This is a genomic window from Acaryochloris marina S15 (genome assembly GCF_018336915.1).
Lineage (GTDB): Bacteria > Cyanobacteriota > Cyanobacteriia > Thermosynechococcales > Thermosynechococcaceae > Acaryochloris > Acaryochloris marina_A.
Window position 1 is genome coordinate 1 of record NZ_CP064927.1, and the last position, 25,191, is coordinate 25,191.

Annotated in this window: 17 protein-coding genes; 6 read left to right on the forward strand and 11 right to left on the reverse strand. The window is 45.9% G+C overall.

All coding sequences use genetic code 11. The annotated features are described in order from the left end of the window. The first annotated feature begins 356 nt into the window (after positions 1-356). Together I1H34_RS30935 and I1H34_RS30940 are read left to right on the forward strand one after the other, a co-directional pair. A complete protein-coding gene (locus I1H34_RS30935; RefSeq protein WP_212667137.1) occupies positions 357-2,279 on the forward strand; it encodes a tetratricopeptide repeat-containing S1 family peptidase in 1,923 nt (640 codons plus the stop codon). A gap of 94 nt (positions 2,280-2,373) precedes the next feature. Then, entirely contained in the window at positions 2,374-2,949 is a 576-nt protein-coding gene (locus I1H34_RS30940) for a COP23 domain-containing protein (RefSeq protein WP_212667138.1), read from the forward strand. Positions 2,950-3,057: 108 nt separating this feature from the next. On the opposite strand, the gene I1H34_RS32620 is transcribed toward I1H34_RS30940, so the two are convergent. Continuing rightward, positions 3,058-5,355: a bifunctional serine/threonine-protein kinase/formylglycine-generating enzyme family protein gene (locus I1H34_RS32620; RefSeq protein WP_249370337.1), complete on the reverse strand. Its 2,298-nt coding sequence runs from the start codon at positions 5,353-5,355 to the stop codon at positions 3,058-3,060. Between the two features lie 163 nt (positions 5,356-5,518). Between I1H34_RS32620 and mobF the strand changes: the two genes are divergently transcribed. Further along, a complete protein-coding gene (gene mobF, locus I1H34_RS30950) occupies positions 5,519-9,448 on the forward strand; it encodes a MobF family relaxase (RefSeq protein ID WP_212667139.1) in 3,930 nt (1,309 codons plus the stop codon). 499 nt (positions 9,449-9,947) lie between these two features. Continuing rightward, a complete protein-coding gene (locus I1H34_RS30955) occupies positions 9,948-10,364 on the forward strand; it encodes a hypothetical protein (protein WP_212667140.1) in 417 nt (138 codons plus the stop codon). Positions 10,365-10,627: 263 nt separating this feature from the next. Here the strand turns inward: I1H34_RS30955 and I1H34_RS30960 are convergent, their stop codons facing one another. The 10 genes from I1H34_RS30960 to I1H34_RS31010 form a co-directional block, all read right to left on the reverse strand. Continuing rightward, positions 10,628-10,885, reverse strand: a complete 258-nt coding sequence (locus I1H34_RS30960; protein ID WP_212667141.1) for a hypothetical protein — start codon at positions 10,883-10,885, stop codon at positions 10,628-10,630. A 19-nt stretch (positions 10,886-10,904) separates the two neighbouring features. Continuing rightward, on the reverse strand, positions 10,905-11,156 hold the full coding sequence (locus I1H34_RS30965; protein ID WP_212667142.1) for a DUF1830 domain-containing protein: 252 nt from the start codon (positions 11,154-11,156) through the stop codon (positions 10,905-10,907). Positions 11,157-11,837: 681 nt separating this feature from the next. Beyond that, entirely contained in the window at positions 11,838-12,074 is a 237-nt protein-coding gene (locus I1H34_RS30970; protein WP_212667143.1) for a hypothetical protein, read from the reverse strand. 244 nt (positions 12,075-12,318) lie between these two features. Beyond that, entirely contained in the window at positions 12,319-13,842 is a 1,524-nt protein-coding gene (locus I1H34_RS30975) for a hypothetical protein (RefSeq protein WP_212667144.1), read from the reverse strand. 122 nt (positions 13,843-13,964) lie between these two features. Continuing rightward, on the reverse strand, positions 13,965-15,086 hold the full coding sequence (locus I1H34_RS30980; RefSeq protein ID WP_212667145.1) for a hypothetical protein: 1,122 nt from the start codon (positions 15,084-15,086) through the stop codon (positions 13,965-13,967). 236 nt (positions 15,087-15,322) lie between these two features. Next, positions 15,323-15,760 carry a hypothetical protein gene (locus I1H34_RS30985; protein WP_212667146.1) on the reverse strand — a complete coding sequence of 146 codons (438 nt, stop codon included), beginning with the start codon at positions 15,758-15,760 and terminating at the stop codon, positions 15,323-15,325. Then, positions 15,750-17,567, reverse strand: a complete 1,818-nt coding sequence (locus I1H34_RS30990; protein ID WP_212667147.1) for a type IV secretory system conjugative DNA transfer family protein — start codon at positions 17,565-17,567, stop codon at positions 15,750-15,752. The genes I1H34_RS30985 and I1H34_RS30990 overlap by 11 nt, the downstream gene beginning before the upstream one ends. A 475-nt stretch (positions 17,568-18,042) precedes the next feature. Further along, on the reverse strand, positions 18,043-18,414 hold the full coding sequence (locus tag I1H34_RS30995; protein WP_212667148.1) for a hypothetical protein: 372 nt from the start codon (positions 18,412-18,414) through the stop codon (positions 18,043-18,045). A gap of 5 nt (positions 18,415-18,419) precedes the next feature. Then, on the reverse strand, positions 18,420-21,722 hold the full coding sequence (locus I1H34_RS31005) for a D-alanyl-D-alanine carboxypeptidase family protein (protein ID WP_249370338.1): 3,303 nt from the start codon (positions 21,720-21,722) through the stop codon (positions 18,420-18,422). Between the two features lie 158 nt (positions 21,723-21,880). Further along, a complete protein-coding gene (locus tag I1H34_RS31010) occupies positions 21,881-22,726 on the reverse strand; it encodes a M23 family metallopeptidase (RefSeq protein WP_212667149.1) in 846 nt (281 codons plus the stop codon). Positions 22,727-23,131: 405 nt separating this feature from the next. Between I1H34_RS31010 and I1H34_RS31015 the strand changes: the two genes are divergently transcribed. Beyond that, complete coding sequence (locus I1H34_RS31015; protein WP_212667150.1) at positions 23,132-23,671, forward strand: hypothetical protein; 540 nt, start codon at positions 23,132-23,134, stop codon at positions 23,669-23,671. Between the two features lie 526 nt (positions 23,672-24,197). After that, a complete protein-coding gene (locus I1H34_RS31020; protein WP_212667151.1) occupies positions 24,198-25,130 on the forward strand; it encodes an alpha/beta hydrolase in 933 nt (310 codons plus the stop codon). The last annotated feature ends 61 nt before the right edge of the window (positions 25,131-25,191 follow it).

A 25,191-nucleotide genomic window follows, 5' to 3' on the forward strand; every position in this document is an offset into this window, starting at 1 on the left:
CCTGCTGGTACCCTGTTGGACCCTCTGTGGTACCCTGCTGGTACCCAATCTGCAAGAAACCTATACGGGGAGCGGGTTCAAGAGGGCTTTTGGAGGCTTCTGTGGGGAGACGTGTGGGGCATACACCTAACCACCACTACATGGGTTTGGACCAACTTTGAGGGTAAATGGGGTTTTTGCAGTTTTTTTGTCACACGTTTGAAACTTTTACACTACAGAGTTGTAGTGCGACTGAAACTTTTGTGCTACAAGATTTTTTCATCTATTCCCAACCAGAAACTCCTGACAGCTTTTTTTCGACTGTGGCAAAGAGCTACAATAAATTCCAGGTTTTTATACTGTTGAAAACAATTTTGATGAAATCACCCTATTTTCTGACACCAATAGTCTTGGGTGTAGCGGCAATAGTGGCTACACCTTTTCAATCAGCCCAAGCATTGAGTGCTACTGAAGTAGGCACAATTGCCGAAGCAGTGACGGTTCGGATTGATGGTCAGAACTCTGGTTCAGGAGTGATTATTAAGCGTCAGGGCAAGGTCTATACAGTCCTCACAGCAGCCCATGTCGTAGCGACCGAGGATGGATATGATGTGGTCACGCCTGATGGCCAGTTCCATGAGTTGGATTACAGCAAAGTCAAGAAGTTGCCCAATGTCGATTTGGCTCTAGTTGAGTTTACAAGTCCAAAAACTTATAAAGTTGCTGATATCGGAGACTCTACAGCAGTTAAAGCTGGAGCATCAATCTATGTCTCTGGATTTCCATTGCCGACAGCAGCTATTACAGAATCTGTGTGGAATTTCTCAGAGGGAAAAGTAACGGCTAACTCCAAACGTCTGTTGGCAGATGGCTATGCATTGATATATAGCAATGACACACTACCTGGGATGAGTGGGGGAGCAGTTCTAAACAGTGAGGGCAAACTCATTGCTATTCATGGTCGTGCCGATGCTGAACAAAGCGTTCAAAAAACAGAAACGGTATATCAGAAAACGGGGTTTAATCTAGGCATCCCTATCAATACATTTTTGAACTTAGCAGCAAATGTTAGCCCCAATCTAGGATTTGTAGGTAGGGCAACTGAATCAACAGGAACTACATTAACGAAAGATGATTGGTTATTACAAGGAGTAGGCAAGTATAGAAAGGGTAATTACAAAGAGGCTATTAAAGATTTCGGGCAGGCCATTGCTATTGACCCCAAGGATGCAGCAGCCCACTTCAACCGGGGAAATGCCTACGATGAGTTAAATCAGTACAATTTGGCCCTTAAAGATTATTCTCAAGCGATCCAAATCAATCCCGAATATTCAGCAGCCTACAATAATCGGGGAATTATTTACACAAACCTGAAGCAAAATGAGTTGGCTTTCAAAGACTATTCTCGGGCCATCCAACTCAATCCCGAATATGTAGAAGCCTACGCTAACCGAGGGAATATCTACAACACTCTGAAGCAGAATGAGTTGGCTCTCAAGGACTATTCTCGGGCCATCCAACTCAATCCCGAATATATAGGAGCTTATATTAGCCGAGGGAATATCTACTATGACCTAAAGCAGAACGATCTAGCCCTCAGAGACTATTCTCGGGCCATCCAACTCAATCCCGAATCTGCAATCGCCTACAACAACCGGGGGAAGATATTCAATGAACTGGAGCAGTACAATCAGGCTTTTAAAGACCTTAATCGGGCGATCCAACTCAATCCTGAATACGCAGCAGCCTACTTCAATCGGGGGAATAGATACTATGCTCTGAAGCAAAATGAGTTGGCTCTCAAAGACTATTCTCGGGCCATCCAACTCAATCCTGAATATGAAAGATATTACTACAACCGAGGGAATGCCTATGAGGAATTGAAGCAGTATAATTTGGCCCTTAAAGATTATTCTCAAGCGATCCAAATCAATCCCGAATATTCAGAAGCTTACGTCAACAGAGGGATTACCTATAAAGCCTTAAATCAGTACAATTTGGCCCTCAAGGACTATTCTCGGGCCATCCAACTCAATCCTGAATATGCAAATGCCTACAATAACCGAGGTGTGATCTACCTTATCCTGAAGCAAAATGAGTTAGCCTTCAAAGACTATTCTCGGGTAATCCAAATCAATCCCGAATATGCAGCAGCTTATGTTAACAGAGGGATTACCCATAACCGAATGGGAAACAAACCTCAAGCCAAACAAGATTTAAAAACTGCGGCACGGCTTTTTCAACAGCAGAATAACCCAGAATTCTATCAAAAAGCGATGGAACTGTTACAAAGTTTTTGAATGTGAGCTGTGATCTAGATCAATCTATCCCAGTCATGGTACTGATTAAGTACTAGATGGCACCTCTGTAGACAAAGGAAAGTTTGATTGACCTATGAAACACCATCAGATCAAATCCATGTTTGCGTTGTCTATCGTAACTAGTACAGCCCTGTTCATGAGTAGCCAGCCCGCCCAAGCGGATGAAGCTCGATTTAGCTGCGGCCAAAACAAAGGTCTTCCTACAACTCTGGCTAAAACCAAGCGAGGTCTTGTGCCAGTGATCCACTGGAAATCAAAAGATTTTGAAAAATCTGGCTGGACCCCAGAAGTCCGTTGTCAAAAAGTATCCAGGCTATTTGAACAATATTACCGAGAAGGTACTCTAGATTATCTAACTACTGCAAGAGATAAGAAGACAAGACAAAATGTTGTCTGTGTTGCTCCTGCGGAAGGTGCAAAATGTACTGGCATTTTATTCACTCTTAGGTCAGGGAGTAACCCAGGGCGAACACTTAAAAAGTTGATGGATTTACGAGTGAGGGCCACAAGTGATCCACTTAATGAAACATTGGAACGGGTTTATGTGAATATGGGTGATTTTTTGAAGTCAAGCCCTGTTGTCTCGGCAAGTTCCCCCACTTCTCCAGAACCATCGTCAAACCAACCTGCTCCAGAAGATATGTGGTAACAAGCATATCCAAGCTTGATTAATCAGAAAATTGTGTTGGGAGGATGTTCAAAAGATCTTGAACTTTCCTGTGTAAAGAATGATAGTTATAGCAAGAAGGGTAAAGGGCTACTGAAGAATCCTCGGAGCTAACAAGGCCACCCGAAAACCGACGAAGTTAATGCGGTGACTGGGAAGATACCCGCCGCGACTCGCAGAGCGACAGTGCCCCGGAGGTTCGATCCAAGAGCCACCGCGTGTAATACGCCTAGCCTCCTTATCATCTACCCAAGCACTTCCATCAGTGGGTGCTCCGGTATAGTTGTCATGCCAAGTGTCCTGACACCATTCCCAGATAGTCCCATGCATGTCATACAGACCAAAGGTATTGGGAGGAAAGCTGCCTACATCAGTCGTCTGCTCTCTATATTCTCCCTTGGGACCAGAAGCGTAATTACCTGGTATAGTTTTTCCCAGAAAATCGAAGTCAGTACCTCTGTAGTTTGCCACGTCTGTAGTAATTGTTTCACCAAAATAAAATGGTGTGGTCGTTTCCCCTCGACAGGCATATTCCCATTCTGCTTCGCTAGGAAGGCGATAATCTTTTCCGTGTTTTTGAGAAAGCTTCTGGCAAAATTCCACCGCATCATTCCATGACACTTTCTCTACAGGACGATTAGCCCCTTTGAACTTAGAGGGGTTGGACCCCATGATCGCCTCCCATTGAGCTTGGGTAACTGGATACTTACCCAGATACAGTAGGGAAAGGGTCACTTCATGCTGTGGACCTTCATCATCATCCCTTTCGGGTTTGCCCTCTAATGAACCCATAGTGAAGGTGCCTCCTGGTATCTTCACCATTTCTAAGGTCGTGCTGCTGTCTAGCTCCTCCGCAAAAAACTGAGCTTGTTTCTGACTGCGATTACTAATGGCCCCTGTCTCATCAACACTTACCACTTCATACTCAAAGCTTTTTAAGCTCGATGCAGACTCAGATGACGGCGAAGGATCAGGGGATGGGCTTTCTGAAAGCGGTCCTAAATCCAGTGAAGGAGACTCAGAGGTGGTTAAATCACGTTGAGAATTTTTAATAATCTCCCATACCAAGACACTACCTAAGCCTACGCTTCCAAATGCGGCGAGGGTCAAAAATTGACGACGATTCTTCTTTTGAAGAACAGGACTTAAGGGAGAAGGGGTTGGTGTTTGTTGGGCTTGTTTTCGTACTAACGCTTGCTGTTTAAGTTGCTCCTGTCGCTGGGTCTCAGCTTCTTGTCTGAGCTGTTCTTGTTGTCGAGCTTCGGTTTGTCGCTGGGCTTCTAATTGCTGTTTAAGCTGTTCTTGTCTATTTGCTTCAGCTTGTTTCAAAATAGGCTGCTCAATCCGAGCCACCTCTGCATCCAGCAATCCCAAAGACTGTTGTAATTGCTTAAGGCCTTCTCGCACATAGTCATCCAGTGGGTAGACGGATCGTATTGCTCTTCTAAGCTCTGCTTCATACTGCCGTAGATTTTCCGCAGAATCTGTCTCTGGGTCTGGATTCTTCGCTAGATCTGATAGAACTTCATTCGCAGTTTGATAACGATCTTCTGCCTTGATTTGGAGCAATTTATTGATAATTGCAGACAATTTAGAATCAATGGCATGAGGCAAATGTTCTTGCCAATTATTTACCCAGCCATATCCCTGCATTGTCCATAGTTCACCCGGATATTGACCTGTCAGCAGATGAAACGATGTTGCTCCAATACTATATAAATCACTAGACCCCGTGGCCTTCCCTTCCGCAAACTGCTCCACTGAAAAATAGCCAGGAGAGCCTACTTTGGTTCCGGTGACGGTTAGCTGACTCATCGATATTTGACGAGCCACTCCAAAGTCAATCAGCATCAATCGACCATCTTTTTTTCGCCGCATGATGTTCTCAGGCTTCAAATCTCGGTGAACTACACCTTTTTCATGGATAAAAGCCAACACGGGTAATAAATCTAGGAGAAGAGCTTCAATTTTTGCCTCACTAAGTGGTCCCTCTTGCTGCAATTCCTTCAGAAGATCTTGTCCATCTATATATTCCTGAACTAGATAGAGAAATCCGTCTTCCTCAAAATAGGCCAGTAAATCAGGGATTTGTTGGTTGGCTTTGAGCTGGTCTAACTGTTCTGCTTCACGCATAAACAGCTGTACTATTTTCTGATTCGCATTGCTACTTTGGCCTTGATAGAACAGTTGTTTAACAACACAAGGTCTCTGTAGTTTGTCCGTATCTTCTGCCAGATAGGTCTTGCCAAACCCTCCTTGGCCCAAGGGTTTAACTATTTTATAGCGATGGCGAAGTAAGGAGATAAGCTCAGTTCCGCAAGACTGGCAGAACTTATCGGTCTCTTGATTAATTGGCTTCTCGCAATCAGGGTTCAGGCAGCAGAGCATCGACTTCAAGCTATAGTACACTTCCCCGCATCGACCAGCATAACCTCAGGGCTATCCGTCACAGAATTATTTTAGTCACTCGCGTAAAAGAGTTAGTGAATTTGGCCTATCCATAGCAATCTGCCTATGTTCTACTTGAGAGCTTCATTTCAGGAATAGAACAATGCTAGATATCGTCACCATCCACTCAGGCATTGAAAACGGCGAGAGATATTACACCGAAGAAGAGAGCTACTACAGCGAGGATGAAGAAATCCAGGCCATCACCAAATCAGAATGGTTTGGCAACATGGCACCCAATGAACCCTATTCAGCAGAGCGGTTCACTGAATTGTTCTATGGCAATCTCCCTAATGGTCAGCGGATGCGAGGCGATGTCTTAGGAGATGGCAAAGAACGGTTAGGCTTTGACCTTACATTCGCTGTCCCTGGTAAATCTTTGAGTATGCAGATCCATGCCCCTGAAGGTGACAAGCGACTATGGCAAGCTCACATCGAGGCAGTCAAAGAGGTTATGGCTATTGCAGAAGAACGCTATGCCGCTTCGAGGGTGCAAGTCAGTGGTGATCGGAAAGTCATTAAGACTGGGAATATTGCAGCCTGCCTGGTCAATCACCATGAGAGTCGAGCAGGAGATCCCCATGTCCACACCCATGTGGTCTTATTCAATGGAACTCACTGCCCTGATGGAGAACACCGGGCCTTATACAAGGAGCTGCTGAGTAAGAGTGGCATTTTAGGAGATATCTATCATCAAAAGCTGGCCCTCAAGGTTCAGGCTTTGGGATATGAGATAGAGGAAACCAGAGAAGGCTTTGAACTTGCAGGAACAACGACAGATCAAAGAGAGTTGTTCTCTAAACGCTCCACTGAAATTGATGACTACTTAAAAGCGAAGGGCTGGGACAAGACCCCTCAGAATCGACAGAGAGCCGTCTTTGAGACTCGGATGGCGAAGGATAAAAGCCAAACCCTAGAAGACAAGCAGGACCGATGGGGCAATGAAATGGCATCGGTGGGCTTCCATGGCATCACCCCTGCCCATCACCCGATCACACCCCAGAACCAAGAGACTCCTAGAGAATTGCTTGATGCTGCAATCGGCCATCTCTCTGAACGTCAGTCATCCTTTAGCCACGAAGACATTCAGCGATTCGTCTTCTCCCACCTCCGCAGCTTTGATGAAGAACCATTGAACCAAGAGATTGATACCCACCCCGATCTATTAGATGCCTGGGACGGACGATACACCACTCAAACTGCAGTGGATCGGGATATCCGCATTATTGACAACTGGCTCCAGGGCAATGACAGGGTTCAACCCCTCAACCCCAATGCTGACTTTAGCCATACCATCCTCAATAGTGGTCAGTCTGAAGCGATGCAGCGACTGCTCAGCTCACCAGATCAATACCAAATCCTCAAAGGACTCGCAGGCACAGGCAAGACTACTGCCATGGGTATCGCCCGAGAGCAGCTACCCCCTGAAACCGTGATCAAAGTCTTTGCAGCTACCCACAACGCCAAGAATGCCATTGCGGAATCCTTTGATCTTGAAGGGGCAACCATTGCTCAACTGGCTGTTTCCGAACCCACCACTGAAGCTAACCAGCTTTGGATTCTCGATGAATCAGGCATGGTCGGCTCTGAAGACTTTGAGATGGTGATGAATAAAGCAACCAAAGTGAATGCACGGGTCTGGGCTGTAGGAGATACCGGGCAGAATGGAGCCATTGCCGCAGGGGCACCCGTGCGAATGCTGATGCATAGCGGGGCAACGGTCCATAAACTCAGTGACATCATTCGCCAGCAGAACAAAGACCAGAAAACGGCAGTAAAACTGATTGCTGAAGGACATGGCATTGAAGCGCTCAATGTCCTAGAGAAGCATGGTCACATCCATGAAGTTGAAGATGCAGATACTAAAATCTCTGGGGCAGTCAATCACTACATGTCATTGCCCCAAAGCCGACGCGATAAAACCTTGGTGGTGATCGGGACCAATGTGGAGAGAGAAGACTTCACGGATCAACTCAGGGGCCAACTGATTGAAGAAGGAAGCCTAACCCAGAATACGGAATTTACTCAGCTCAAGAACCGCAATCTCACGAAGGTGCAAAAGAAAAGAGCGGAGAACTACAACAAGGGTGATTTACTCGTCCTCCATCAGAAACACCGTACCTATACCCAACTGCAAACCCATGTCTCCTATAAAGTCCTGGCAGTGGAAGGTCAGCATTTGCGAGTGGAGTCACCAGGGGGCAGGAAGTTCAAAATCAATCCAGCTCAGCATAAAAGAACGGAGGTCTATACCGCTAGGAAGAATCATATTGCTGTAGGGGATAAACTCAGGTTTACCTCAACGAATAAGAAGGCTGGGATTTATACCAATGCCTATCTGGAATGTACGGATATCCAAGACGGCATCGCTACGGTTAGAGGCAATAAGGACCAACTACATCAGCTTGATCTGAGTAAGGCTCTACAGATTGATCATGACTGGGCGACGACGACCTATCGGGCACAAGGGGGGACCAATTCAGAGACGATCTATATTGCCAGTCTCAATCCCACTTCTGCTAAGGAGTCATTCTATGTGGGTATCTCACGGAATCGAACCAAGCATCTCTCTGTGTTTACAGAATCCCTAGAGAAGCTGAAAGGATGGGTGGGCACGTCTAATGCTCAAGAGAATGCCATTGAAACTTTGTTCGATCCCCTGGAAGGTTGGAAGCCTGACTATGCGGGAGTAGAGAAGCCTTGGCAGATTGATGCCGATACCTGGACGGAGATGAAGGGCAGTGGTGTTCATCCCAGTCTCTTAACCCCAGAGCATCTGAGAAGTGAGGCGGGGAGTTCTGAGCCTTCAATTCGAGACAACGTGTTAGTGGAGGCTTTGCTGGGAGCTGAGTTTACTAAATCCAAGTATGGCGCAGGCCAAGAAGTGACCAAAGAGATGAAGCGAAAGCTCAATGGCACTCACAAGGTCAAGGGTAAGTGGATCAATGATCCTGAACGAGCCTATACCCGCATTGCGGAAGGGGGAGGGTGGATTGGCTATGGGGGGACCGATTTACTCTCTATTGTTGAGGGCAATCCTCAACCCTCTCTCTACTGCCAGGTAAAACCCAAGACACCTCGAATCTTTGATGGGAAAGAGAATAAGTATGAAACTCCCAAGGGGGTGGATCAGCAAGTGTTCTTGCCTCATATCCCAGATAAGATTGCCGAGAAGATTTATCGTCGCAATGCCATCAATCCCACTCCAGAGGAACGGGCGAAAGGGGTCTGGTTTGTAGCGGATCAATATAATCTGCCGATTGTGCTGACGGAGGGGTTGAAAAAGACTTGGGCATCCCTGAGTCAGGGACATCTGACGGTGGGATTACCCGGTGTCACGGCTTTGTATCGAGCCAAGGATGAATACGATAATCGATTGCCCCAGAGAGAGTTTACGGACTATGGCAAGGCATTGGCTAAGTCAGGGAGACAGATCACCTTTGCTTTTGACAAGGACACGAGGGTATCGAGCATTATGAATGTCAGACGTGATCTAGTCCGTACCCTTGAGTTTATGCAGGCTGCGGGGGTGGTCTGTAAGATTGCCCAATGGGAGCCAAAGCTAGGGAAGGGATTGGATGACCTGATCGTGAAGGCGGGTCCACGAGCTTACAATGTTGCGATTGCCAATGCGGTTCCCCCAGAGGCTGAAATCAAACGGCATTATCGAGGTCAGTACAATGACATTTCTAAGAGGGTGCAGAAACGATTAGGGGAGGTGCCCAAGGAGCGGGTTGACCTGGAGGTTTACGCCTACTGCAAGCAGTATGCAGAGCTGGATGATGCTCATCGGTTTATCTCTGAGTCAGATCATATGAGGGCTGCGACTCCAGAGCAGAAACGATTGTATTTGCTGGCGATTCACAAAGTCTCACCGATCTATGAGGATTTGATGAACTCGGATAAGCCGATCAACTTCAATCAGCGGATGCCTGAGATGGTGCAGAATCGGGTCAAGTTGCAGATTGTCAAAGAAAAGCCCACTCCATTGCAGAGTGAGCAAACTAATTACGATGTAAGCCAATCGTACTAGAAGCGAGATGAAATCTCTAAAAATCTTTTGACATTAACTAGTAAAAAAACTGCAACTTATAAATCTTAGAATTTTTGCAAGCTATTCATCACGATCTGATATGCTTCCTGATTCCCTTGCTCTTTGTAAAGCTTTGCAGCAATACTAAAGTCTTTTTTAGCTGCAGAGATATTATTTAAATATTCATTCATTCTTACTCGATTAACAGCTGATTTATTAAGTTTCTGAACTCCCCTAAAAACAAGGAGCTATAAGATAAGCTTAATCGAACTTATAGTCGCTCTAATTATTATCAGATAAAGGATATAGACGTTTTAAGATTTACTTTATAAATCAGCTCTTATATAAGCTTCGGGAACGTGTTACCTTTTTGAGAGAATATTCAGGCTATGCTCAAACCCATTTATTTGGTAGTAGTTGAGGCTTGTCAAACTAGGGAATTTGTTTTCTTCCCAAAAACACACGTTCCTTAGATGTACTTTAAAAAGTATCAGTAAATATGAATCAATCACAAAAGTATTTATTTTTATTCTTTACAGGAATAACATATCCGTTTTTCGTAAATTATGGAACAGGCGCAATATTAGACTTATTACTTGCAGATCAAGCAAAAGAACCTGAAGTCATTTTCTTCCTTTGTATAGTGCTCATCTACTGCTTGAGTATATTTTTCGTTAACGCTTCATTCATAAAGCTTAATTCCTTTATTTTAGGGATTTCAGAAATGATGGGGATGATTCTACTATATCTTGTAGCATTCTCAGTCTCTGCTTCTCAGTCAAACTTAAGTCTATTAGAAGTTATTGGGTATGCTTTCGCAGATTTAGCAGCTGTTTTAGTCATGTTATTTACAATATTTATTCCAGTTGTTCTAGGTGTAATTATACATATACGGCAATGGTTTGCTAATGCATGACAAGGATATCAAACCTTAACTCAGAAGGACTTCTAAGAGATTTCAATTAAAAATATCTAGGATACTATATTGCCAAAAGCATCATGCATTTATCGCTCTTTAAGAGAGCATTATCTACATATACTAGAGAGTCTTTTTTGTTGATACCTAAAACTTTATTTATACATAAAAAAAGAATCATGGGAAAATATGAGCTGATTGAAAAAAACCCATAGCCCCACAGAACATTCACTACAATTATCGAGAGATGTTGGATTGAGTGCTTACAACCGTTCTTTATATTGATTCGGCTGACACTCAACCACCATATCCATAACCTTGGGTATCGTGATGATGAACCGCTTAATTCCTATATCTAATCGGGCAATCGCCTCAGCTTCTTGCATTAAGATCTCTGGTTCACGCAGAAGATGACAGTGGATATAGACCGTCTTTTCGTCAGGCTCATATCGCAACTGGCTACCCTTGCACCACGCGAATTGGTGGCACAAATAGTCTGATAACACATGGAAATAATTCATTCAGTATTCCTCAGACAATTTAGGCTGCTTTAACAGTCAACTGCTTACACGGAATGCAGTCCCCTTGAATGGCTGTAGCTATCTCACTGGTATGGATCTCAAGAGAGGCTGCTTGAGGAGCATTGAACATTAGATGCTGTTGAGGAAACACCACTCGTTCAAAGTACCAGTTTGGAATATTGGTGATTCGCACCACCTGAACGTGAGGCGAGCGATTACGGTAGCTGCAAAAGATGAATTCTATCTGTTGAGGCTCAAGGGTTTGAATCATAATTTATAGCAAGCCAGCCTTCAGATCTAAGATCCAAAGACTAGCTAAAAGAAAAATTAGATAGGTGGTTATAAACTCGCCAGAGGTTTTTATCAGCAAGGATTTCTCCCTTGCTAAATACTTTTTCCTACAGAGGAAAAGGTAACGCCTAATTATTACAATTACATTAACTTGCTTATAGTTTCTTAACAATAAACTTTATAATATTTTTATAGTTCGATTTATCTATATCTACTGTAAGCTTCTGCACCAAAGTCAATTTCTGCTGATGGTGACTTGTTTTAGGAGATCGGCTCTTGGGTTTGTTATTAACCCATCTGGCTATCTATGGGGGTGACACACAGCCTTTCAGATTATTAGCAATAGCCCTATTCCTTACACTTCTTAACTTAATTCTCAGCTAGAGAAATTAGTTAGGACGGCTGAGTGTCCGAAATGGATAGCGAGTTCATCGATCTCCTATCCGCTAAATCCTGCTGCTGATAAATCTACCTTTTAAGCTCATGACGCCGAAAATACCATCTCCGTCGAATCGATTGTTCAAGCTGATTGGGCTCTGTGTAATTCTGTCTAGCCTCATTTCAGGGCTGTATTTGAGTCTCTATGGCTTCATTCGTTGGCGATTTTGTCTGGATGAGTTGCTATGTACCTTGCTCTTCCGCTCGATCCAGTTTTAGAGCATCAACCCGCTAGTGGGCAATGATGTTGTTGTTGAGAGTCAGCGATATCTCGAATCAACATCATGTGGTCATACAGATAGCCTTCAGCGGCTTCCCGTTCATCTGTTTTCATGGGTTGACGATTTTCTAGGTGAGACAATACCCAGCTCACCAAGCCTGAGTCATCAAGTTTCCCCAAGGAGTGATAAGGAATCTCTTCAATCATTCGCCAAAGTTGGCGTAGAAGGGGAGTAGACATCACAGTAAAATCACCTAATATTTTTGGCACTTAAACATTGACCTTTATACATCTTAATTTAATATTTTCTTAAGGTGTGGGGTAATTTCGATTTTAAGGTCTGGTCTATAACTTTGGAGGTGAAGTATAAACATCTTCACAGCAAAGCACCTAAGACTCCCTCAAGTAATACTTTTCATTGCAAAACCTCTCAACTGTTGTCTAATCGAGAGGCTTTGGGAACTTAATTTATGTATCAACTCAACTAGAGGCTAGGGGCCATCGCTGCGGCCTGCTTCTGTTCCTCTTTTTGCTGTGCTTTCTGCTGGGGTCGCTGTTGCTGGGCCACTCTAGCTTGAGCGGTCTTCACGGTACGGGCAATCACCTTCTCTGCCACTGATTCCCCTTTGTCTGCTTTCAGACCTTGGAAGTGAGCAGACTGACCCAACATCGCCCGCACTTCCTTGGGCTTGAGGCCATCTTTTAAGGCGTTATCTGCAGCTAGCTTGACGCCTTTCAAGCCAGGTGAAACATTGGCCCCATACTTAGACCACAGACCCTCAGCAGGGTTATTGGGCACTGTGGCTTGTTTGGCCTCTGGCTTCTGCTGTTGAAGGTGTTCCTTCGTCTCTATTTCAGCACCCAGAGATTGCTTGGCTAAACCCAACGGATTGTGCAGTATCCGACCCTCCTTGATGTTCAGCAAGACTTTATTACCCTGCTTAATCACTAGATTCCCCCCAAAGGCTGCGGGGTCTTCCAAGGCTTGCTGCAAGGCGTCTTTTTGAGAGTCGGTAATCGAGGTGGACGGATCCGGGGCACCGTTCTTCATTTTAAAGATGTCAATGCCATCCATCTTGATATACAGCCGATCCACGTTCATGTTGTTTGAGGCTAGCTTATCCACTAGTCCCAATGCATAATCTTCTGCCTCTTCAGAAGATTCTGAACGAATCGGATTGACCACATTAGCAGCCGTCTCCACTGCGGCCTCAAAGATGTTGGCCTGTGTACCCCGCTCTGAATGACCATTGCCGTTCTCTGAGGGCTGATAGTTAATCTGGGGCTGTGTGCCGTTGGATTCGACTTGAGGAACAGCAGTCGCCTGAGGGTTGGCCTCTACCTGGGGATTGGCTGATGCAGAAACTGTTGACTGTTCTGGAGATTCAGAAGACTGAACGTTAGTGGTCTGTTCTTCATTGTTAGACAATTTTGCAAACTCCTGTTCTACAAATAATTCAGCCTGTATCCCGACCTGACGGACATGACTGGCGGCACTCGTGAGAAATTCTTGAGAGCGCTCTAATGCCTGTTGACCGTTGGCGATCACCTCGTTAATGGTCATGGGTCGGATCTCCTGAAAGGCGACGACGGCAGAATTAGCCATTGTGCGGCCTAGCATCAGAGATGTGCCGACAGATCCCACGGCATGGGTGACCATATCCTGGCCTGCCAATATCACCTGAGAAGATTCTGATGAAATCCAATCAAAGCTGGTTTGAATCCCGCCAAAGGCTGGGAGTCCAGACATGACGGATTCCCCAAAGTTACTCATGGCCTGTTGGGCCAGGGTATGAGTACCAGACTGAAAGGCATCACTCCCCCACTGGATGGCGGTGCCTGCTAGGGGCGCAACAAAGGGGGTATGGGTGGCCGCAGCAGCTACAACTAATGGCACCCCCACGTTTTGAATCCCACTTTTGACAAATCCCAGTGGGACGGGTGACACGGCAAAGGCGACATCCTCTGCCTCCTTTGCTGTGTTGTATAGGTCTTTGAATGTAGACATTTCAACCCTCGCGAGAGGTTTACCTATGAAACATAGGCAGAATGACCTGGGAGGGGCAAATCGTTATTTGGAGATTGGGATTAGTTTGAGGGTATATGGCTATCGAGACAGATCTCACTGATTTACCAGGAACCTGAGATTTCATGAGCAAAGTGACTTAGTGAAGTTGGATTGGTAATATTATTAATCGAAATATAAGCTAATTTACTTACTGATCGGTCAGTATCTTTTAATAGAATATGCTTGATACTATCAGATGCACCAGGATTGCACGCTATACCACGACGGACTTTTTTGTCAGGATGATGAGCAAACATTACTAATAGAACTTCAGGCGTACTGCTGTTGCTAGATAAGCCTAAAATTACCTTGCCTAAATCACTTTTTTCATATGCAAAATTATCATATATCGCGAATAGCAATTCCTCTGAAATATTATTATTAGATGCTAAATTATGCCTGATTGCTTCATCTTCATTAGCTTCCTGGAACAGAGCTTCTAAGCAGTGTATAGGAGTATTAGAATTTCCCGCAACCAAACGACGGACTTCTATCTCGATATCTTGAGCAAGGATTTCTAAACACTTTGCAGGAATATTTGGATTCCCCGCAACTGAACAACGAACTTTTACGTTTGAGTCTTGTGCAAGAGCTTCTAGATAGCTTGTGGACATATTTAGTACATTAACTGCAGATGCTACACGACAACGAACTTCTGCTTCAGCATCCATAGCTAGAGTCTCTAGGTAGTGCACAGACGTAGTTTTATTTCTTGCTAAATCTATTCGGAGTATAATGCTCTCTGAAATCCAATTTAAGACCCATTGTGGTACTGGATCTAGTGTTAATAAAGCATTAACTGTCGAGATGCGATCACTTGAGATATTAGATTCTTTTTCTAAATCTTCAAAGGCTTTATTGCTAGCTAACTCTTGCGGAAAGTCTTTCCCCAGTGTCCATAAATCAAAAGAAGGAGTTTTTGGGTTAGCAGTTATTGCTTGCAGAACTTGAGGACAATATTTGGGGTTCGGAACAAATTCATCAAGATCATAATAGTCCCATCCTTGTTCCCAGTGACCCTTACAATATTGCTTGTTAAGCTCTTCTAGCAATTCTGGAGAAGCTTGGGGATTTTGAACCACTATGTAAGCAAGGTCAGCGCTCTGGAGAGCTAATTCTCGTAACCTTTCTGAACTAGTCTCTCTTGAGCCAGCTTCTAGCTTAAAGGCATTAACATTTTCCATGAGAATGACAACTTAGCAATCTGAATACGACTATTGCCATCCATATCAGCGACAGGGGCAATCTACCAATCCACAACCTTTGTGTGAATGAATAATTATGGTTACACGATAGGTGTCGTGTAACACGCCAATAAAAAGATATTAAACGTAACTTCCCCTCTTGCAAAGAATTAGCTGCTATCCCTGTAAGTACAGATTTTTGAATCACAGCACCTCCCACTTTCATAGCTCCAGATCTACATCCCCAAATCCTGAGACTGAGATTGCTTTTGACTCTGCTGCTGAGACTGCTTCGGTTGCTGGGATCGACGCTGTTCTACCTTGTCTCGATTGATCTCATGCTGTGCCCTGGACATTACCCGGTCCTCATACAGCTTCACTTTCTCAGGGGACTGGGTTTGCTTTGCCACTTCCTTGATCGAGTTGCCAGCTCTGACAATTTGCCTGAGCTGTGCCCCTTTCAGCCCTCCTTTCATCCCTGCTTTAACGTTGGCGATATCATCAGCCCGTGACTCAAATTTGATGGACACACGATTATTGAATTTAGCGAGTTGTGCCCTCAGAATTCGCAGGGTTTGAGCCGTGAGCTTGGCCCCTTTTTCTACGCCTTCCTGGGCCAGGTGCATTCCTTTATCAGCATCCCGCTCTAAGGTCTGGTCTTGACTAGGCTGCATCGCTCATATCCTCCTGTTCGTCTACATCAGTGGTTTTATCTGCCTGGGTATCATCAGTGCCTTCCTCTGCGTCAATTTCAGCGGCTTCTTGTTCGATGGCATAGTAGTCTTCTGGTGGTAGTAGATCCTCGGCGGCTGCGGCTCTATTCTCCATTGCCACTTGGATATTGATATCCCCAAAGTGCTTCTGATGTTCTTCTTGTAAGCTGGGCAGAATATCCTCTCGCCATGCGACTTCACACTGCTTCCGAATCTTGGCTTGGGGACTGTTCTCGTCATAGGGAAGCTGGGTCTTCTCGTAGATGATTGGGTGGCCGTTGGTGGAGGCATCGACGATGATGCATTGCCCTGGTTTCTTCATGGCGTCTAGGCGATCTGCGGTCATCAAATCCACTTGCTGAAAGCTGTCGTTGCGACTTCTGGAATGGTTGGAACCAAAGGACTCGTTTTCTGTGGTGCTGATGATGGTTTTCTTGCCTAAGCGATTGGCGATGACTTGATTGCTTTTATAGGATCCTTGGTTCATATAGATCCGGGTTGGCAGGTTAGCGGCGATGCTTTCCCAGCGTTTCTCGCCATAGAGTTCCTGCATCTGTTCTTCTTGCTGATAAATCATCCACATCAAGAGACCATTTTGCCGTCCGAGGGCTGACCATTTCTTGGCATCAGGATAGAGGGTGAAACTGGCTTCTTCGATGATCACGCCGAGATTGTTCTGGCGTCTGCGGGTATAGCTGATGTTGCGCTTGATCAGCATATGTTGGGCAGCGGCTAAATAGGTCTTGGTGGCTTCTAGCTGGTCTTCGTTGATGCGGAAGAAGATGGCTTGTTTACCTGTGAGGTCTAAGGGAATGGTGGTCTTGGTCATGCATTTAGCAATCTCGGGGTCGAGGAATTGCACCCAGTTCTGGCTAGCGGTGGATTGAATGGTGGGGCCTGGGTTGGCACTGCTGGAGCTGTTGGCGACGGTTCTTAGTCCTCGACTCAGGTGAGTCATAAAGTAGGGAAGTCCTTTTCCCATTTTGTCGTTGTCTTTGGCTGCGGCTAGGCGTTCGGCGATGTTGTTGAGACCCATTAGTTCCCAGACCATGAGCATGTCGGCATATTCACTGCTTTTAGCTCCCAGCATCATGGACTGTTGCATAAGGTCAGACTGGGGACCAAAGTATTGATGTCTACGCTCATAGTTCTCGACGGCGTTGATGTTGATGCCTCGGGTCAGTTCAAGGGTGCCTGCAAGGTCTTCTTCACTCTCGATCAGGTCGAGGAGGTTGAGGCCACCGGAGAAGGGGAGCCTTTCTGCGGAGTATTTTGATTCTTCTTTGATGCCTGGGGCGAGAAAGTGGATGTCATAGCCCAGGTCGTGGAGATAGGCGGCTGTTTTCTCCATCAGTTCACCTTTGATGTCACCGATGACCATTGCGGCCCCATCTTCGGCTAGGGATTCGATCAGGCGAAGGGCAAAGTTTGCGGTCTTTCCACCACCGCTTTTACCTGAGACGAGGCCACCAGGGTTGACGGGTCCAAGGGTGATGCCTGTTTCTGGGTTGAGTTGGATCGCGGATTTTTCAATGTCGCCTTCAGCTCGGATCAGTTTGGCTTTGTTGGACCCTTCTTTGATTTCTTTGGGGGTGGCTTCTCTGGCGTTTGGCATTCCCTCGGGAATTTGAGTTCTGCGTTTGTTGAGGGTGCCCAGCCAGATGATAAAGACGAGGCTGAGGAAGCCTACGGTGAGCCAGCCGTAGTTGAGGGGGATGTTGTGGAACCCTCTGTAGTCTGATGAGGGTTGGGTGGTTTGTTGGGGCATACAAAAATCCCGCTAGAGAGCTAGTTCTAACGGGAACATAGGCAGATTGTATGGTGGGGTGCAAATTCTATTGATTACGGAAGGCTTGGATGAATTTATCGGTAATTTCTTTACCCAGAACTTTTTAGTAGTCTTGGAGAGTTGGTAGAAGGCCAGAAAGGTCTATGAAGACCAACTTACATAAATCTTGATCATTGGTGGTAACCAGTGTATCTGGCATCCCTTTGGGGATTTTGGTTTTAGACTTTGAGGCTGTAGTTGCATTAAAAACCAAAAACGCCAGCATTATCGCGCCCATGATCACAATGGTTTGGATAGACCAAAAAGACTGCCTGGGTTGCACAGGCTTAGGTGGGGGTGACGCTGGCTGTTCGATATGTTTTGACATAAGCCGAGGTAGTATCTACGCGACACATATTTGGCCTATCGGTGGTATTAAAAAAAACCCCTGATGCCTCACCAAGGTTTTTTAAAATTAACGTTGCTGCTTGAAAGCTTCTGTTATCTTCCGGTTAACCTCGGGGCCTAGCTTTTCGTTGTATACGCGCTCGTCAGGGAAAGATCCCATTTGATAAGTCAGAAGCTTTTCACAGCCCCCGCTCGCATCCGTTCTGATGTAAACCATACCATCAGCTTCCATGTCCGGGCGAGGTGCAACGAATGTCTGTTTTATGGCGTGGTATTGACTGCCCGCATGATCGACGGTCACCAGCAAAGAAGCGCTTTCCGGTGCATCCTCAGACCGCTTAAAAAGCGAGTTGATGCAAGCCTCCGCTGCGGGACTGGCCTTAGCGGGTAGGGCTGAGCTAAGGCCAAACAAAAGTAGAGTTGCAAAGAGTTTTTTCATTGTGATTACCGTGGAACGTTGTAAGTCTTAAGGGCTGGGAGGTTGATATGCTTCCGAGGGTTGACGACGGTGCCAGAGTCGCGATCACCGGTAACATATCCCTCAATCACGCCAAGGTCAATATGGGGGCCGGTGGATAATCCAGTGCTGCCCACTTCGCCAATGAGCTGCCCTGGACTCACCGTATCACCTGCTTTTACGTAGTTGACTTTATTGTGAGCATACCAAGTCGCCAGCCCGTTGCCGTGGTCAATTAAGATCCAGTTTCCGTAATTACCATTATAAAAGCTCTCGACAACCGTCCCTCCGTCTGCAGCCGCGAAGGGTGTCCCGGCATAGTGGGCTAAGTCAATCCCACTGTGGAAGCTATTGCCCCCGTTCTTGGGGTGAATCCGTGGCCCATAATTACTGCTTAGGAGATAATCATGCTTGGCTAATGGGTCCGACAGCCGACCGGATGCAACGCCAGATCCAGGCACAAAATTACTGCTGTCTATATTGCCTGCACTTGCCAACAACGCAGGATTACACCGCTGTGCATTCGTATTGATCGCAGCCAACAATGGGTTCTGCCCTGCATCCCCATTCGGACCATATTGAGCCAAGATTGCCGGGTCTTTCCATATGTCATGCTGTTCAGCTCCCCCCGGCAGGCTCGTAAACTGGCCGTATTTGGTTTTCCCAGGAACGGGCCGACCTAGCAGTAGATCAGCGGTGGCAAAGTCACCAGCCTCAATCAGGCCCATGATATCGGTCCCTATTTGACCCGAGAAGTCCTGAATCAAGGCCACTGCCGCCTGATCGCGTTCGGCTTTATTCGTTGACCAGGCATCTACCCCATACCGATCCAATATCGTCTTTCGTGTCTCAGGAATAAACTGATATTCCCCATACGCTCCGGTATCAGGATGGGCGTCAATATCCGTCCCCCCCGACGATTCACCCAAGGCAATGCGGGCGAGATACTGTCTGAGATTATGTTGAGGATCAGATGGGGTTGAAGCTGTGCTTCCTTGTTGGCTGCTCACAGCCCCTGGTTGACCCGGTATACCCGTCAATTGTGGGGCACCACTTGAGCCATCAATCGGTTGAAGGACGCCATTGGATGACGCAGTAGTACCTTGATTCTGACTCCCAGCCGCATTCGCAAAGGTCTGTTGCGCCTGACTGGTCCCTACAAACCGCCAGTGCCAAGGCTCAAATATAACGCCTTGGCTATTCCCCTGGGGAAATGACAACTCAAACCCGTACTTCCCGGCATTGGCTTGCATCCAGGCATATTCAGGTGTCTGTGCCCAAGACTCATTCAGGCTGGCATTCTGGTTGTTGCCTACATCCACCGCTAGACCCGTGTGGTGCTCACTATATCCAGGTGGAGCAACTGACTTGGCAACTTCTTCAGCAGATTGGTTCGCCAACTTTCTATCCCAATTAGCCTGCTGATGAGACACGGATCGGAAGCCTGAGACTGCTTTAATATCTAATCCCTGAGCAGCCGCATCTGCTCTCAGTTGCTCAAAGGCTTGGGCGGCTTCTGGGGCTAGGGTTTCCTGAACGCCATCGACGGAGGTCACGTTTTGAAGCTGTCCGGTCGTCTCTGCATAGGCTAAGTGACCATAGAGAGATTGATTATCCGGTGGAGGACTACTCTTGGCTGCGGTATTCCCCCCTAAGAAGTCAGGGGCTTGGCAGAAGTTAATGGTTCTCGCTTTCTCGTTAATCCCTGGAAAGTAGTCTTGGACTTTACGCCGAGCCAGGATCGGGAAGATGCCCCCGACTTTGACTTTCCACGGGGTTTTGAAGCTGAAGATATGAGCGGTGCAGTGCTTCTCAAATAGGATGGTGACGCAGATCTGAAAGTCTACCCATAGCCGAGCTTCTGCGGGTTTATCATCGTATTCGGTGATATTTCCCAGGCTGAATTTGGTGAGGGAGCCATTGCCAAAGGGCTTAATGCCTGCTCGTTCCTTATTGCCAAACAGGCAGAGAAAGCCTTTGCATCCGGGGACTTCCTGATCTCGACTCATCCACTCTTTTCCCAGAAGTGGATCACCGAGAATGGTGGTCCCTGGTTCTAGGGGTGCCATCTCAAACCGGGGAAACCCTCTTTTGGGTCGCTTGCTTCTGCTAGTGGCACTCTTGATGCCATGCTCTGGTTTGAATTTTCCGTCAGGGGTGCCGCCACTGATGGGTCTTCCATAATGTTCTTCTGCTCCATCTTGACCACTATGGGCGATATCGAACCGACCAAAGATATCCCCGGCAAGGATATTGAAGATGATCGGGGCGACGATGGAGCCAAGGGCGGTATCACCGAGGCCAGGGACGGAGCTTAGGATCTTGTCTTCTATGCCGGGGAATCGCTCTAGGGCCAGGTCTGCGAGTTGGGGTAAGGCTTGGTCTAAGGGCTGATTGGCAATATGGACGATGCCACCGATGGGCACTTGCTTGAGTTCGGGGAATTCTTTGATGACTTCGTTGAGGGTGAAGTTTTGGATTTCATCAATGGCATAGGCTTGGGCGCGTTGCCGTGCGGATTCCCAGTTGCCTTCGATGACTTCGATGGTGAGAGAGCCAACGGGTAATCGGTGCAGCTCTGGGGGAAGGTCATTGCCAATCTCTCGAAGTAAGACTTGTTCGCCTTCTTTGATGGCCCCTTTCCAGTCGCCATCTAGGAGGTCTTCAAAGGGAATATCTTTGAGGGCGGGATTCTTGTTCAGTTCGTTGATCAGGACTTTCTTGCCTGTACTCAGGGCATTGCGTTGAAGCTGTTTCTGGGCACCTGTGGGGTCGAGGACGACTCCAACGACGGCTTGGAATAGGGGAGCGGAGTCTTTGAGTTTGATATCGCCGTTGTTGTAAATGTCTTTGACCTGTTCAAGGTTAAGGCCATTGACTAGTTCAATCTGGCTGATGGGCACTCCTCCGATATCAGTACCAATAGCATTGTTAAAGTCTCTAAGACTGTGTTTAGTGAAGCCTGCAAACTGAGGGTTTTGCTTTAAGTCTCCAAATTTGATGATTTTGTCTGGGGTGGCTCCTGCGGGCCAAGCTCGGTTGGGATCATAGTTGAGGTTAGGGTCATCGACGACGACCCAACCGGGAGAGTTGGCACCGGGGAGATGGGAGAAGGAAACCCCTTGGGCTTCAGGGGGTGGATCGTAGATTAGCCCAGGAACGTTGGCGAGTTCTGGGGCGGGATAGTACCCGACTGGCTGGGCTTGACTCCAGACGGGAAGGGTCTGGGAGGCTGCGATCACGATGGAGGCGATGAGGGTAGGACATCGCTTGAGAACATTGAGGGTCACTAACAGAAATCCCCTGTAGATGGGCTACAGAGGAAACATAGGCAGGATGGCCTTTGAGGTGCAAATTTGTTGGTATATCAGGGGTTGATAGACTACATCTTTCTATCAAGATTGGGAAATGACCCACCATTAATCCTGATAGAGAACAGTGAATCGATTTAGCCAAATACTTGGACTTCCACGAGCACATTCACAAAATCATCAGTCGATTGAATGTCACTGAAGAACAAAGAATCTCTCCACACCAATCTGACATCATGTTGATTACTAAAAGCCATGCGAAGCATTTCAAGAAGACTTTCTTCATCGGGAGAAGGCTGAAAAATGGGCAGGTACACATCCTCCGTTGAACCTTCTGTTCGCACTCTGACAAAGTGGAGCATCCGGTCTCTAACAATTTCGCTAATGGACCGGATTTGAGTACGATCTCCAACTCTTCTTGTGTCCTGGTTATTAGGAAATCGATTTTTCTCTAAATTGTATAGTGCTCGCGTTGGATCAAGAGGATATGAATTTTCAGAATTACCAAGAAGTGGCACCACCATCTCTGGAAGCCATCTCATCTCAAAATGAAGATGTTCAGGAGCATCTAATGGCCCAACTTCTGCAATTTGTTCACCAGCCACAACAGTTTGATTAATATTAACCAGTGGGTTTCTTAGATGAAGATATCGACTAATTATCCCGGAGGCTAAAGGGTCATGCTGAATTGCAATAATGGTTCCACCAGGGATATCATTTATCAAAATGACTCTACCATCTGCAACTGCAAATACGGGTTCACCTTCATCTGCCAGCAAATCTACACCTTCATGTATACGTGCTAATCCACCATCAGATAGACTTGCTCTCCGTACCCCAAATAAGCCTAAGCTATCATTTGTTCGTAATCTCAACGGTAACGTACTAAATGGTTCTGGAGTTGTTGACCTATTGAGATCCATAGGAGGAGCAATCAGAATTTCAATAGGGCCAAATGGTATTCCTACATTCATAATTTTCATTTATATAAAGCGTGTGTTGGGAAAACTAACTTATTGAGTTTTCTATTTATATTTCTGATTACTTCCCTAAATTTATGTCTATTGAATAAAAAATTTACATTTTCAAAATATCCAAACAGTAATTACCTAAATATGGATACTTGAAATTATTTTGATCACATGAATATCTTTGGCAATATATGAATAGCACTAACAAAAGATTTTCAACCCAATTGACATTTAATTGCTTTGATATAGAACTAGTAATAAAATCCCTCCCATGTCATATGTTGGGAGGGAGAAGAATGCATAATCTTAGAATAAGTCGAAGAGTAGACAAACTCTTTAGTTTAGGCCGGTCAACTCACTAGCGCCAATACAACCTCACTACCAAACCGCCATTACTGCGTTACGTTCCTATTGATCATGCTTGTTGAAAAAGTTGAAGCCAAATTCCCGCCCGGTGTTTCGATGCCAAGGCCAATTCGCTGCTTATGCAACTTCTTGGACAAGCACGGTTACCCGATCAGTGGCTGCTTCGAAATCAGTACGATTGGCGATGATGACATGGCAGCTTGGTTTCCAAACGACGAGACGATGCAGCATCAGTTTGCCGTCTTCGGTCGTGGCTCTACGGGATCTGTTTATGCTCTTTGGCTTCGGGGGACTCAAGATGCTGAATCTGCCCCAGTCATCGTTCTAGGATCTGAGGGAGAACTGCTTGTTCTTGCAGTAAATTCACTAGAATTCTGCCGTCTATTGGGCTGTGGATACAACGAATTAGAGTGGGATGATCTCACCCAAGAATCATCGGAGTGGGACACTGCTCAACTGTTACGAGATTGGCTTACTGCTACTTTAAATGTCGAGTGTCCTACAAAGGGTGGCTCTATTGTCTCTACTGCTCAGAAACAATATTCTGACTTTCCTAGTTTTGTTCAGCAGTGGCAAAGCGCAAACCTGTGATGTCACAAACAAGAATCCTCTGTAGATGGGCTACTAAGGAAACATAGGAAGAATGGCCTGTGAGGTGCAAATTTGTTGGTAAATCAGGGGTTGGGGCTGTTGTTTACATAGCTTAAAATGTTACTTTGCCAATCGGATTGATTGACAAGCACTTTACCTCTTTCAGAAGTCATTATTTACTTCCCCTCCTAGAAATTTGATTCGCTTTGCGTAAAAGAAAGGTATGAAGCCGATAAATCTCTAGGAATAAATAATTTTTGCCCAGATTACCAGTGACAAGAGCAATACCCCTTATAAGGCCAAGCTGACAAGGAAAATCTAGGGATAGATGCGTGTATTTAGAAGATGAATCGATTGAGATATCTTCAATACGTTGATGAAAACCAGATTTTAAGCCTGAGGGGAAATTTGCCCATCATCTTAACCGCTCCCCATAGGGGTTCCAAACAACCCAATCTGGCCCCTGAGCAAAGTGATGTCAAGTCCATTAATCAATTTATTGTTCTCTAGCTAATGAGGAATCACGATGGCAAAGAGTATTGAAGGCATATCTGGTCAGATCTGGGATGATTATTATGAAAAATTTGAAGCTTACTTCAGCCGTGATTTAGTGAGGGATGGCTGTCATCCCTTGATCTTTGAGCAAGTTGAACCCACCGATAAAGCGATTGTGTTGGTTCATGGATTGTCTGACTCTCCCTATTTTATGAGCGCGATTGGGGAGTATTTCTATCAAAAACTGGGGTACAACGTCTACTTGCCGCTTCTGCATTTTCATGGTTTGAAGGATCCCAAAGAGATGGAAGGAGTAGAGCTAGAAGAGTGGAAAGCGAACGTTAGATTTGCCATCAATGTGGCCGAAGACAATGCCGAGAAAGTTTCCATCGGAGGCTTATCGACGGGTGGTGCCCTGGGCTTTTATATGGCAGCAACTAGCCCAAGGATTGACGGCGCACTATACCTATTTTCTGCAGCACTTGATCTGGCGGGTGGTCGGCTTGGACTTATAGGTGAAGTAAAAGAACGTGTACTGAGAACCTTTTGGCCTGATCTACTGAAACCTATTCTGAATAGAAATGCCCCTCCCTTAGTTGGAGACAATCCCTATGGATATAGCCATGTTGATCTAGATGGGGCTCAAGAACTCGCGAGGCTGATTAAGGAAACCGATATTCTACTGAAGGGATTTAGTCATAAAGCACGGTTTGCAAAGCGGGTCTTTGCTGCCCACTCCGAGTCTGACACTACGGCTAGCTTAGAAGGGATTAGAGAGCTACAATCTGTGTCAGATCCGACTCTATTCCACCCCTATATCTTTCACAAGGATCTAGAAATTTCCCATGCTAGCCTTGTCCTCGAAGATACTATTGCGAATAATGAGGGGCAGATCATAAAGGACGCAAATCCCCAATTTGCCGAGATGATGACAGAAATTAAGCAGTTCCAAGATGGAAATTGAGTCGAAGTACTGAACCGAGAATTTTTGTCGTAGAGTAATCGATTAAGCGGTTTGTGGCATG

Coding starts and splice junctions, on each gene's coding strand:
- I1H34_RS31010 (WP_212667149.1), bottom strand. CDS start 22,726: ATGAAAATTATGAATGTAGGAATACCATTTGGCCCTATTGAAATTCTG.
- I1H34_RS32620 (WP_249370337.1), bottom strand. CDS start 5,355: ATGCTCTGCTGCCTGAACCCTGATTGCGAGAAGCCAATTAATCAAGAG.
- I1H34_RS30935 (WP_212667137.1), top strand. CDS start 357: ATGAAATCACCCTATTTTCTGACACCAATAGTCTTGGGTGTAGCGGCA.
- I1H34_RS30985 (WP_212667146.1), bottom strand. CDS start 15,760: ATGCAGCCTAGTCAAGACCAGACCTTAGAGCGGGATGCTGATAAAGGA.
- I1H34_RS30955 (WP_212667140.1), top strand. CDS start 9,948: ATGAATCAATCACAAAAGTATTTATTTTTATTCTTTACAGGAATAACA.
- I1H34_RS30940 (WP_212667138.1), top strand. CDS start 2,374: ATGAAACACCATCAGATCAAATCCATGTTTGCGTTGTCTATCGTAACT.
- I1H34_RS31015 (WP_212667150.1), top strand. CDS start 23,132: ATGCTTGTTGAAAAAGTTGAAGCCAAATTCCCGCCCGGTGTTTCGATG.
- I1H34_RS30980 (WP_212667145.1), bottom strand. CDS start 15,086: ATGGAAAATGTTAATGCCTTTAAGCTAGAAGCTGGCTCAAGAGAGACT.
- I1H34_RS31020 (WP_212667151.1), top strand. CDS start 24,198: ATGGCAAAGAGTATTGAAGGCATATCTGGTCAGATCTGGGATGATTAT.
- I1H34_RS30990 (WP_212667147.1), bottom strand. CDS start 17,567: ATGCCCCAACAAACCACCCAACCCTCATCAGACTACAGAGGGTTCCAC.
- I1H34_RS30995 (WP_212667148.1), bottom strand. CDS start 18,414: ATGAAAAAACTCTTTGCAACTCTACTTTTGTTTGGCCTTAGCTCAGCC.
- I1H34_RS30960 (WP_212667141.1), bottom strand. CDS start 10,885: ATGAATTATTTCCATGTGTTATCAGACTATTTGTGCCACCAATTCGCG.
- mobF (WP_212667139.1), top strand. CDS start 5,519: ATGCTAGATATCGTCACCATCCACTCAGGCATTGAAAACGGCGAGAGA.
- I1H34_RS30970 (WP_212667143.1), bottom strand. CDS start 12,074: ATGTCTACTCCCCTTCTACGCCAACTTTGGCGAATGATTGAAGAGATT.
- I1H34_RS30965 (WP_212667142.1), bottom strand. CDS start 11,156: ATGATTCAAACCCTTGAGCCTCAACAGATAGAATTCATCTTTTGCAGC.
- I1H34_RS30975 (WP_212667144.1), bottom strand. CDS start 13,842: ATGTCTACATTCAAAGACCTATACAACACAGCAAAGGAGGCAGAGGAT.